Source organism: Akkermansia sp. UNK.MGS-1, from assembly GCF_000980515.1.
Taxonomy (GTDB): Bacteria; Verrucomicrobiota; Verrucomicrobiia; order Verrucomicrobiales; family Akkermansiaceae; genus Akkermansia; species Akkermansia muciniphila.
Genome location: NZ_LBCB01000040.1, coordinates 137,865 through 150,058 on the forward strand (window position 1 = coordinate 137,865; position 12,194 = coordinate 150,058).

Below are 12,194 nucleotides of genomic sequence, written 5' to 3' on the forward strand. Positions count from 1 at the left end.
CAGAAACGTTTCGGGAAACGAATCCCCGAACGTCGAATGAGAGCATAATCCCTGTCAAGGATAATGCAAGCAAATAGTTTGATAACCATAGCAGTCCATTTCCTTCCAGGGCTTTAAATATCCACCCGCATGGGGAGAAAAGGTATTTTTCCCATCTCACCTTCATCCATTCAATATTCTTCGCATTCCTGATTGAAATGCATTACTCCAAGCAAAATATCCGGAAACGTCCGCCTTCCCTTCTTCACAGGAGCGGAAATGCAGAATTTAAGGACGGACTGAGTATTCCTGCCTGACTCCCATAACAGCCGCCCACTGCTTTTTCATCCATATTTTCCTATTCTTTGCGCGGCTGCATCATACCCGCAATACCGGACTTTCCGTCCCCAGCAAACATTTACGCAGGAATAAAGGGGCAGTCATGCCAACAAAAACAATCTCCACACTCCAGAATATCTTCTTTCACAAAAAGACAGGCCTTTCAAACTCTCCTGACCAAAACACAAATCCACAGTCACCCGCCATGCCCCCCTTCCATGACAACGCTACCATGCCAGCCCCCCCATAAAAACAACGGCCGCTGCGGAAAACCGCAACGGCCGAATCAAACGGGAATATGCTCCGCCTTTTAGCGGCGAAGGCCAAGACGCTGGATCAGACTCTGGTACTGGGCCAGATCTTCACGCTTGACGTAATCAAGAAGCTTGCGGCGCAAAGCCACCATCTTCAACAACCCGCGGCGGGAAGAAACATCATGTTTATTCGTGCTCAGGTGTTCGGTCAGGTGGGCGATGCGCTGGGTCAGGCGGGCAATCTGGTAGCTGGAACTACCGGAATCCTTTTCATGCATCTTGAATTCCTGCAAATTGATTTCGTTACTCATAAGTGTTTTCCTTGAATGTATTTAGCTCGTGGCAGCGGCTAATCGACACTGTGAGGGCGCCAACTATGCATCATCCAGCCCCAAAAGCAATTCAAATTTCGTCATCCCGGGGAATTTGCCTTCGGTCCCTGGGAAAGCGGCCCCTCTCCATTTTCCCCGGTGTCCCAGACTTCGCGGTCCTTTTCCGTCACGGGGCGAACCACACGGCAGGGATTACCCACGGCCACTACATTGGCGGGGATGTCCTTCGTCACCACGCTGCCCGCGCCTATCACGGAATTTCTCCCAATACGCACGCCCGGGGCAATCACCGCATGACCGCCTATCCATACTCCATCCTCAATGGTAATGGGCAGAGCAAATTCCAGCCCCTGCCGTCTCAGCCCCGGGTCTACGGGATGCCCGGCAGTATAAATGCCCACGTTGGGACCTATCAGCACGTCATTGCCGATGGTAACGGCAGCGCAGTCCAGCACCACGAGGTTGAAATTGACATACACGCGGTCCCCCAGCCGTATATTGGAGCCGTAATCACAACGCAGCGGAGGTTCCAGATAACACCCCTCTCCCATTTGGCCGAAAAGCTCCCGGGCCAATTCCCGGCGCAGGCTTTCATTTTCCGGAGCGGACTGGTTATAACGGAAAACAAGCCGGCGCGCCCTGAGCCGGGCGGCAGCCAATTCAGAATCCTGGGCATGATATAAACGCCCGGACAGCATGTTATTCCAGTCCTTCGAGGCCATTGGATGAAGAGGGGGTCACAGCGTCCGCCTCAGAAAAAGGCAGCTGCCCGTTTTTCTGTTCTCCAACAGACGGCATGGCGGCGGCATCTTTTTTTACGGACGTTTCCGATTTTACAAGTTCCTTCTTTCCAGAGGAAGCTGAATTTGCGCCAGCCACCGGGGCAGCAGGCTTGTGCACCGTCCGGAACATTCCGGACGGCTTTTGTTGAAGCTCGTGAATATTCCAGTTTCCATCCCTGACAACCACACGGGTTCCTACGGGAGCTATTTCAAAGAGATTTTTCGCAATCAAGTGGGGAACACGGATACATCCATGGGAGGATGGATGACCGGGCAAGTACCCTTCATGAATTCCTACAGCCCCGTTCACTCTCATGAAATAGGGCATCTTGGCAGGTTCAAACCTCTCGCCGGGACGGGGGGAATCCCTTCGTATATCCCCATCCCGCAATTCTCCGTCAGCGTTAATAAACGCACCGTAATAGGAATGATGGTCTTCCTCCTTGGAAGCAATGAGGAAGTAGCCGGAGGGCGTCATGCCGGAACTTCTTCCGGAACTGATGGGGGCATACGCAATGCGGTGCGTCCCCCGGTAGATATACATCATCTGCTTTTTCTTATCCACTACGACCAGCAGCTTTCCGGGCAGCGACGGATCATCTTCCCACTTGAGCAGGTGCCCCGGAATAGTTCCCGTTTCTTCAAAATACCCCGTCATTTCTTCTACCGGAATATGGGAAGAGGGGACAGGGGAAAGCTCCCTTCCCGTGGTACCGCAGGACGAAAACAAAAACGGAACACACAGGCAGGAAACCAACGGATGGAAAAGGGATAATTTCATCTCAATAAGTCGCATCACTGCGTTAGACAGCTGGAGGCCGGAAAAAAGAACCGCTTTTTGACAAAACTGTCAACTATCAATCAAAAAAATCTCTTTTCCTTTACTCCTGCCCTCTGTTACCACATCCGGGCGCGCCTGCCGCGCTCCCGGCCGTTCCCGGTTCCGTGGAGCAGGCCATGGGACCAAGCCTCCGCAAAGGTTCGTGCGGCATCCGCCGTATGGGAATGCCCGTCATGCACGGGGCTTTCCGCAATGGCTCCGCCTACGCCGGGAGGCCTGGACCTGTACAACTCCAGATGCTCCACGCCTCCCGGCTCCTCTTCCCCACAGAAGCCTCGCGCCTTTTCCTGGGTGCGGGCATGGAAAAAACTGCGCTCCAGCAATTCCCTCAGCGTATTAATGCCACGCCAGACATCCGTGGTTCTGGGGACGACGCGCACATTCACCAATCCCAGCCTCCCCATATTCTCCACATAAGAAATGCCGTGCGCATCCCTCCGTGCAGCATCATGAGGCAAAAGATGGAATGTTACCGCCACACCATGATTTTTCTCCCAGTCCTTCATTTTTTCAACGTAATGGGCCAGGGGCTGCTGGCTGGCGGCATAATGGTCCAGCCAGTGGAAACTGTCTCCCATGATCTGCACAAGCCAAATGGCCGTATGGTCACTCAGCCCCAGATCCCATGCCGTGAAAGTGGGAGCGTCCGGATCAGCCTCAAACTCCACCCCTACCCGCCCCCGCTCCCGCAGGGCCATGATACGGCTGCCGTAAATACTGCCTTCTTCCCCTGTAGCAAAAGCCTCCTGCGGCGTTCCCGGATACTCCTGCTTCATGGAGGCGCCCATCACCCGGGCCATCCGGGCATACCATCTCTTCTGCCCCGCATCCAGAACCACTCCGGTCTCCCGTTCCAGAGAAAGGAAATACTCATCCAGTTCCCTGCTCCATCTGCCGCGCCCCGGCAAAGTGTACTCATCCTGGTCAAACCAGCTGAAAAAAAAGAATCTGAAATCCAAGGGGGAAAGCTCGCTTTTGCCCATGTTTTCCATGGCCTGGCGCGTCAGTTCATAATTCACTCCGTACCGTCCGCCCTCATGAGTGCTTTCCTTCAGAATAAAACCTCCGGGGGGAACTGTATTGATTGCCCCCGTACGGATTTCCCTGGCTCTCCACGGAGCATGCACGGAAACATACGCCAGCTCGGAAACATGGAGAAACTGCATGGTTCCCCCTCGCAGATTAGTCCCCACCCGCACATCGCTCCCATTGGAGAAAGCCAGGCGGCTGCGCGCCAACGTACGGGGTTGCCATTCCCCCTTTTTTTCCACGCCGGACAGGCTCTTGATTCTCTCTCCCAGCCGGGCCAGGGCCACATCCATCGCAGAGGGGTTGGGCGGCACGTAATCCAGATGGTCCCAGGCAAAATGCAGCTTGGCCAGTTTCTGCTGGGCGTCCGGCAGGCTTTTATCAATGATTCCGCAATGAAAATTGGACCGGAACAGGCTCATATCCAGCATCAACATGGCCACATACGTAGAAATGCCCAACTGGCGCGCCTTCAGGATGTCATTCCTGTACCACAGCCGCTCATGCAGCCGCCTCTGCGCCCTGTTCAGGGAAAAACGCTGGAGCTGACCGGCTTTATTTTCTATCCAGTACAGGTGTTCCAGCCTCCAAAGCTGGCTGGACAGGACGGACTGCCACGACAGGCTCCATGATTCCGTCAAATGATTAGAATTTTCCATACTCCTCTATTAATTCTTTCAACAGGGCTCCTTCCCTGGTCATCCCCTTCTGGGCCTCCGTCCCCTTGTCCAGGGGAAGGCGGTATGCCAGTGGATCGTTCAGCACGTGGGAAACGAACCGGAGTGCCTGCACCATCACGGGATCAAGCAGATCAAGTTTTCCTTTCAAATAACTCTCACGTACGCCCAGTTCTTCATACATCCTGATTACATCCTCCATGAAGCATCCCACAGCCTGTCTTCTGTTCCACCACCATCGTTCCTGAGCATCCGCATCCCCCAGCGTTTCCAAAATCCGACCCAGGAACCGGGTACGGCTCGCCCGTGAATCTTCCGGGGAAGGTTCCTCTCCGGCTCCCGTAAAACACTCCAGCGGAATATAGGAATCCCGTTCGGACACCGCAGGCGCTCCCCGGCTGTCCAGATAAACGCCGTTCCATGCATGTACCACGTAGGGCGCGCGTGCCTGCCGTACGGGACTTTCCGGAATGCCCGGCATCAGGCGCACGGTATGCCCCGGGTCGTCCGGGTCACGGTAAATCACGCAGTTGGCATACATCGCGCGCGCTTCCTCCGGCTCAGGAAGAAAGGGAAGCATGCCGCCTCTCAGTTCCTCCTGCCTGCGGTCCAGAACACCAATCAGGGAAATGGCCTCATCCAACGGGAGTTCCCGGTTCCAGACAGACGTCACCCCCCCGGGAGCCGCTCCGGAATCAATCCGGTAAATCTTCCCTTTCCAACTAACCCCGGATTCCGTAGCTTCCGGTCGGCCTGCAAAATCCCGCCTCACCGCATCCAGCGTCTCCACAGCCCGGACCACATCCGGACGGCTACGCCAGGCGGCAGGGGCGGGAACGCCACGCCTGACGGAAAAATCTTCTTCCACATACAGGGGCGCTTCCAGAATGGGTTCCGGAAGATGTTCTCCCAAAGCCTCCAGGGAAACATCCTTCGCGCGCAGAGGTCCCAATCCGGTCCGGAACGGCTTTTTCACCAAATGCAGGTACAGGCCGGGATGTTCCGGATCCGGACGCCAGGAATTCAGCTGGGGGAACTCCTGAAGCGCCCGGGACAGTTCCCTCATGCGGCTTTCCGCCAGCCGCTCCATCCTGCGTACGGAACCGCCCGCGTATCCGTCCAGCGCGGACAGGGAACGCACCAGTCCCTCTTTCACGTGATCCGGAACGGTAAACAACAGCCGTCCGGACATCAGGCTGTGAGAGTACCGCTCCACCATGGGGAGGCGGACCTCCCCTCCGGCCGGATCCCAGGCACGCTCCGCCCGTATGCGTTCATTCATACCAACCGTCTCTCGGAGCATTCCCATAAACTCGGCAGTGTCCGCATCCTCCCTCAGCGTTTTCTTCAGCAATCCGGCCCGGCGCACCAATTCCTCAAGAGGTTCCGGAACCCTGTCAGGCATTGCGGCCCCGTAACGCGCCCAGGAAGCCACCGTTTCCGGTACGGTGTCATGATCCAGATGGGCAAAAAAATACTCCTTGGACAGCTGGGACAACTCTTCAATCAGTTCCGTTTCCCCTGGGAGCTTCCTGCGGCGCGGCACACGTTCCAAATGTTTCAACATCTCCCAAGCGCCTTCCGGGGAAAGCTGATCCGTGCGCATCAGCCGGTCCCATACGACTTCCGCCTTGTCTTCGATCAAAGCCAGGGGATTGGCCGTATTATGAAGCCTCAGCCGGTGCATTACCAACCCCTTGGCTGAGGAAACGGGCAAATTATCCGCATCCACGCCCAGCCTCTGTACGGAACCCACATACTTTTCGTGAATATTCATGCGCTCCAACAGGGCATCACGGCTCATCAGCGTTTCAGCGGCAAGGCGCCCCCGGCCCGTCACCTCCAGACGATCCCCGGACCCCACCGCTCCGCGCACGCCGTAACCAGCTTTCAGCATATCCGCCACCGCCATGGCCGTCAGGCTGTCATACAGGCAGGGGAGCCGCCCCCCCTGCACGTTTTCCAACCCGGTGGTCAGCCTCAGATAATTGGTATCCCATTCCGGCCGCCCGTTATGGGCATGCCATTCCCAGCTACGGATCAAATCCCTCTTAGCCGAGCAGGCGGCAGAAAACATCATGGAAACATTGACCATCAGGTCCGCTTCCGCCGCCTCCCGAGAAGGATGCCAGTCCGACCACCTTCCATTGGGATACTTTACTCTCCACAGCCTTTCCGCCCCTTCCCCTCCGGGTGAGGACTGGAACAGGCGCGGGGTCAGCAGGAGAAGACTCTCCACCGCTTTCCGCGTCCCCGGATAAATACGCGGCGAAACCTGTTCCGGACCGGCATGCAGCCGCGGAGCATCCAGCACAGAGGCATAACGGGCCACGTTCTCCGGCGCCACCTCCAGAAACCGGGCCAGCAACCGCCCGTAACTCTCCACGGGCGTATAGCCGCGCCCCACATGCACGTCAAATTCCTTCATGTTGGGAAGTACGTGGTACAGGCTGTTCACATCCGCCTGGATTCCCCATACCATGCGGTTCATCTCCCGCAGCTCAGGGCTTACCCCATGGCGTTCCTCTCCGCCAAGAGAAGCCATCATGCCGCTCATCCTGGCCAGGGCGGAGGGAAGGCCGTCCGGATTAAAAGATTCAGACAACAAATCCGGAGCATTCAGCAACGCACTCCCTTCCTCCAGCCACCGGCGCGCCCTGCCGCAGGCGCCTTCATCCCGGCAAAACGACTTCCATAAACGAAAAGCCACATGCCCGGACGCCTCTTCATGCGGCACGCCGTGTACCCGTTCCATCACTCCTTCATAAACATTGGCTCGTGTCCGCAGATCCATATCCTCCGTAACGGCGTCCCAGTCCCTGCCGGAAAAACCCGCACGGCGTCCCGCCTCTTCCGGATAAGCCAGCAGCAACATCCTGTACGGCCGATAGGAGCGCTTCTTCAGCCTGTCCGCCACAAACGCTCGGCGCAAAGCATCCGCATGAATATCATATTCCTCCGCATTCCTTAAACGCCATGGGATTTCCCGTCCGTTCCTGTTCCGGACCAGACCCAAATCTTCCTCTTCCATACGGCCCAGAGTCTCATACCAGGAAGAAAGAGCCTCCTCTACGGAAGGCCGGCCCTGCGTTCGCTTCATCTCCACACCGGGAGCCGGTTCCGCCGCATAAACAAGCTGCCCGTCCGCTGCGGCGGCTTCACCCACGCGGGGCAGACCGGCACGCAACAGCCACTTGGTTCTGGCCGTAACATAATCCGGATGAGGAAAAAGCTTTTTCAACACCGCTTCCGATTCGGGGAAATCCCGCATCTTCCAAGGCTTTGTACGTACAGGAGAAGGCAAATCCAAAAAATCTCTCACATCCTGTTCCGTCTTCAAAAAAGGCTCTCCGGCTTCATCCAGGGCGCGAGACCACTCCAAAGCCTTCCTAGAAATGTACAAAGACCCCCACAGCGGAGAATTACGCAGGGACTTCTGCAACAATTCCCCGGCACGGTTTACATCCTTATCCTGCAAAATCCTGGAAACCGTTTCATCCGGAATTCCGAATACTTTCAGAGGGGAACCGTCTCCAAGCAGCATTCCGGCATGGCGGAAATGGTTCAGAGCGACCTTTCCCGCGCCTATCAGCAGGAAAGGCATCATCATGACGGCCTCCCTCAACTGGTCATCCGCGGAAGCCTGTCTGGCTTTCCATCCCTCCCAGTCCACACCGGACGCCTTATTCGTAAGAGCTCCCACGCCTTCCTGAACGACCATGGGCGTCAACTCCATCAATTTATTTTCCGCCTCCATCTTCACGGCATCCGCCGCAACGGCTCCCATTCCGGGAAAAAACGCACCAGGATTCCCTGATGCGGGCCTCATGGCCCGGAACGCCCGCATTCCCTGCCCCAACATCTTCTGGCCCAGTTTCGTCATTCCGAAGGAAAGCAAGGTATTCACCCCGCCGGAGACGACAGCTCCCCCCATCTGGGCATCAAACACGCCGTCCGGGTTCATGCTCCGGGCCTCCGCCATATGGCGCCCCGTCTCCCCCGCCATCAACATGCCAAGCCCGGCAGGGCCGCAAAACGCCAAAGCCGTGGACGCTCCCTGCTGGGCCATGTCCACCAGCATCTCCCGGAACCAGGGGGAATCCTTTCCCCCACGCAGCGGGGCAAACTCCATCCTGGCAAAATTCCTCAGTTCTTCAAAACTCCGGGAATAATTGTCCAGCGCCTCCTTTTCCCGTCCCTCCGGCAGGAGCCATGCTGCGCCGTTTACGGCCAGCTGGGCCGCATTCTCCGCAACCTCTGCCGCACCGCGTTTAAGCGCCCCCCCCAGGGCATCCCGAAAGGCGGGACGGGAACGCAAATAGGGAGCCATCATGCGGAACACCTTCTGACGGTCTCCATCCCCCAGGGAAGCCAGGCAATCCACGGCGCGTATGACGTCCGGAACTCCGGCAACGGCTTTCCGGTTCAGCTGTATGGCGGGAAAACCTTCCTTCACCGGCTCCTCACTGGCTACCAGCCCCTCCAATCCCTTGCGGATGATCCCGGCGGCATCCGCCAGACGGTTCCTGTCATCCAGAGCATCGGATACGGCCCTGCCTTTCAATTGTCGCGCCACAGCCTGCAAATCTTCCGGCCATGCGGAAATGGCTTCCCTTCCCCGTTCGTCAGGAACCGTTCCGCCACCGGACAGAGCACGTTCATACTCTTCCTGGTATAATTCAAACAAAGCATCCCTCCGGGAAAGGTGTACCTGATTGTGCATGGAAACTGCCACGAACAATTCGTCATCAGACTTGCCGGACGCTCCATACTGCCGCGCCACCTGTTCCCGGATACTCTTCCAGTCCCTCCGGATGCGTTCACGGGGAATCGCGCCAGAATCCGCCACCCAGGACTGCATGACGCACGCGGCAATTCTTTCCCGGTCCGCCGTCCCTTCCGGATACATCGCCTCCGCTTTCAGCCTCACTTCCCGCGGAATGGTCATCACATCCCCCGTCAATACGCTATTCCAATATTCTTCCCTTTCCGACTCCCGTTCCGGGAATTTTTCCGTGCCGGAAGGTACGGAAAACACTGCGTTCCCTTTCCGAATATGGCTTTCCCCCACAGTTCCGGGAACCGCTTCCGGAAAACTCCCTTCCAGCGGGAGCGCCCCTGTCTGTTCCCTGGTTCCATTATCTTCCATCATCACTTTCCTTCTTTTCCGTTATTCATATCTGAAAACCCCACCCAGCCGGCATCCTGGAGGCGTTTCTCTTTCTCAAAAACCTTTTCCATCTCCGCAGCCGGCTGCTCCGGGGCCCTCTTCACCGCCTCTGCCAATTCCGTCTGGACACGCTTCCATTCCTCTGCCGCACGGGCATCCTCAGGCGGCCCCCATGCGCCATTCCGAAACATGGCGGACAGGCGACGGGAAGCAGCGCGGCGCAATTCGCGGGGTATGCCCAACATCACCTCGCGTCGCCGGAGAAGCCTTTCCACCTGAACGGCAGGCAAACCTGAAGTGGCCACTTCTATCAGGGCGTCAGCATCTTCCTCCCCTCCGCAATCCTCATCAATCAGCGAGGTCATGCGGCACAACAGCATATCGTCCTCCGGAATGCTGATACCGGAAAATTCCGCCGTCTGCCTCCGGTCACGGGAAGCCGTATAACGCCTTAGCTGCTCGGAACTGATCAAGCCATGCTTTTCAGCATTCGCCAATCCGTCATCCCGCAGCAACCCGCCGCCGGACACGGTGGCCGCCAGAGCATCCGCATAACGCCGCTTCAACTCCCCATACGCTGCCGCAGCCTCTTCCGCCACCTTCTTTTCCTCCGGAGTTTCCGGCATCTTCTCCTGCCGGGAAACGATGCTTACAGCGGCCGCCGGATCACGGCGGACCTCCTCCACCGCCCGGTTCAGCGCTGCGCGGGAATGCGCTTCCTCCGCCATGCGGGAAGCCTCCTCTCCCGTTACAAATATTCCGCTGCCCTCCTTAATCCTGCGTTCGGCCAGAGCGGCCTCTCCCTGCTCCACGGCAGACTCCACCCCCCCGGCCCAATACCGGCGCGCCTCCTCCAACTGCCCCAGATGGGACATCTTCTGCAAATAAATGCTCCCGGCAGTCTCCAGATTCTCTCTCGCCATGGCCACGCGCTCCCTAACCGGGCCGGACATACGGGCAGGCAGATAGGAAGGAAGCCGTTCTGACAGCGCCTTCTTCCATCTCTCCTGAAGGTGTTCCGAATCCCCTCCGGCTTCCAGCTCCCGCATCACGTCCTGTTCAAAACGATACATCCCGTCACGGGCCTGCGCCCATTGGCCGGCATCCCTCACCTCCTGCATTTCCTTCAGCGCGGTTCCCGCCACTCCGGACACATCCATCACGCCCGCCGCCAGATCCCGCACACTGGCGGCCTGTGCTTCAAAAGCATTCAACGGAATCACGCCGGACAAATCCGGAGCCACATGCAACATTCCAAAATCCTGTATTCGTATAGCCATCTTTAACGGCTTCCAAGCTAAAGAGCGGATGGAACGCACGGCATCCATTCCAAACCGTCACCGTCCGGCACTTGCCGCTTGCCAAAACCGGGCCGTTCCAACACAATCACCCCTATGACCCGCATTCGTTTCACCGCCGCATATGACGGACGCCCTTATCTGGGCTGGCAAAGCCAGCCGGGAGGCCGTACCGTCCAGGACGTGCTGGAACGAGCCTTTTCCGGACTCTTTGGAACCCCCTGCCGTATCCACGGTTCCGGCAGGACAGACGCCGGCGTTCATGCTCTGGGCCAGGTTTTTCATGCAGACGCTCCGGATACCCACCGCATTCCTGCGGACAAATGGCCTGCCGCGCTCAACACGCGCCTTCCCCGAACCATCCGGATTACCCATGCGGAATACGTTCCTCCCGGTTTCCATGCCCGGTTCAGCGCCACGGGAAAAACCTACCGTTACTGCATTTCACGCGCACCCATCCTCAACCCTTTTGACGCCGGGCTGGCCTGGCACCGCCCGCTGGCATGGAGCGTGGATATTCTGGAACAGGCGGTACACCTATTCCGGGGAACGCATGACTTCACTGCTTTTGCCGCCCTGCGCGGCAATGAACCGCGCCCTATTCCGGAGGGTTACTTCCGCCGAACCATCACGCAGACACAAGTGGCACAGACAGGGGAACATGTCTTCATCACCTTTACCGGAACGGGCTTCCTCTACAAAATGGTGCGCCTCATGACGGGAGCCGCCCATGAAGCCGCACGTGGAAAAATAACGCTGGAAGAACTGGCTCGCCTCATCAACGCTCCGCTCCCGGATGACAAAAGCCCGTTTTGCGCCCCGCCGGACGGACTCACGCTGATGAGGGTCCATTACCCGGAAGAAACGTTCGGAGACAAAAAGAAAATAAACTGAAAACAGCCGTCCTTCTAGACGCGTGCCGTACCGTACAGCCCTTCCCTCCTGATCAGCGCCTCCACTTTCCGGTTCAGATGGGGAACCGGACATACGCCCGAACGCAAATCATGCCGTATGCGGGTGGAAGAAGCGGGTTCATCCCCTTCTATGAAAAGGGCGCGCACCCCTTTCCTGGGTGATGGAACCCCGCCGCGGCGGTAAACAATGAACGTCACCAGGCTGGACAAATATTCCCAGCGTCCCCACTGTTCCAGAGAATCCCACTGATCCTTGCCCATCAGCCAGAACAATTCTGCACCGGGATAACGCTCCGCCGTCCTCTCAGCCACCCTCCACGACCACGAAGGAGGCGGAAGTTCCAAATCCGTCCGGTCAAGCATGGCCCAATCCAGCCCTTGAACAGCCAACTCAATCATCCGGCAGCGCTGGTCATCCGTCACGGAGGGGGCCTGCTCCTTCAGCGGAGACAGGGAACACGGCATAAACAGCACGCGGTCCATTCCGCAATATTTCCGAGCATGCTCGGCCATGCAAACGTGCCCCTCATGCACGGGATCAAACGAACCGCCGAAAATACACAGCTTCACCGTCATCCA

At 57.6% G+C, this 12,194-nt stretch carries 8 protein-coding genes; 1 reads left to right on the forward strand and 7 read right to left on the reverse strand.

Translation table 11 applies throughout. The features are described 5' to 3' along the window. Nucleotides 1-628: 628 nt before the first annotated feature. From rpsO to WW58_RS12095, 6 genes are all read right to left on the reverse strand, one after another. Nucleotides 629-883 carry a 30S ribosomal protein S15 gene (gene rpsO / locus WW58_RS12070; protein ID WP_022198419.1) on the reverse strand — a complete coding sequence of 85 codons (255 nt, stop codon included), beginning with the start codon at nucleotides 881-883 and terminating at the stop codon, nucleotides 629-631. Between the two features lie 101 nt (nucleotides 884-984). Next, nucleotides 985-1,626: a sugar O-acetyltransferase gene (locus WW58_RS12075; protein ID WP_012419438.1), complete on the reverse strand. Its 642-nt coding sequence runs from the start codon at nucleotides 1,624-1,626 to the stop codon at nucleotides 985-987. Continuing rightward, the gene (locus tag WW58_RS13705) at nucleotides 1,604-2,467 is read right to left on the reverse strand and encodes a L,D-transpeptidase family protein (protein WP_157738220.1); all 864 of its coding nucleotides are present in this window, start codon (nucleotides 2,465-2,467) and stop codon (nucleotides 1,604-1,606) included. Before WW58_RS13705 ends, WW58_RS12075 begins: the two co-directional genes overlap by 23 nt. 116 nt (nucleotides 2,468-2,583) lie before the next feature. Further along, entirely contained in the window at nucleotides 2,584-4,215 is a 1,632-nt protein-coding gene (locus tag WW58_RS12085) for a hypothetical protein (protein ID WP_022198420.1), read from the reverse strand. Further along, complete coding sequence (locus WW58_RS12090) at nucleotides 4,202-9,385, reverse strand: hypothetical protein (protein ID WP_046437933.1); 5,184 nt, start codon at nucleotides 9,383-9,385, stop codon at nucleotides 4,202-4,204. The genes WW58_RS12085 and WW58_RS12090 overlap by 14 nt, the downstream gene beginning before the upstream one ends. Further along, entirely contained in the window at nucleotides 9,385-10,683 is a 1,299-nt protein-coding gene (locus WW58_RS12095) for a hypothetical protein (protein ID WP_128804712.1), read from the reverse strand. Before WW58_RS12095 ends, WW58_RS12090 begins: the two co-directional genes overlap by 1 nt. 114 nt (nucleotides 10,684-10,797) lie before the next feature. Between WW58_RS12095 and truA the strand changes: the two genes are divergently transcribed. Further along, the gene (gene truA, locus WW58_RS12100) at nucleotides 10,798-11,595 is read left to right on the forward strand and encodes a tRNA pseudouridine(38-40) synthase TruA (RefSeq protein WP_046437935.1); all 798 of its coding nucleotides are present in this window, start codon (nucleotides 10,798-10,800) and stop codon (nucleotides 11,593-11,595) included. A gap of 14 nt (nucleotides 11,596-11,609) precedes the next feature. On the opposite strand, the gene nadD is transcribed toward truA, so the two are convergent. After that, nucleotides 11,610-12,191, reverse strand: coding sequence for a nicotinate (nicotinamide) nucleotide adenylyltransferase (nadD, locus tag WW58_RS12105; protein ID WP_012419444.1), 582 nt, complete (start codon nucleotides 12,189-12,191; stop codon nucleotides 11,610-11,612). Nucleotides 12,192-12,194: the final 3 nt, after the last annotated feature.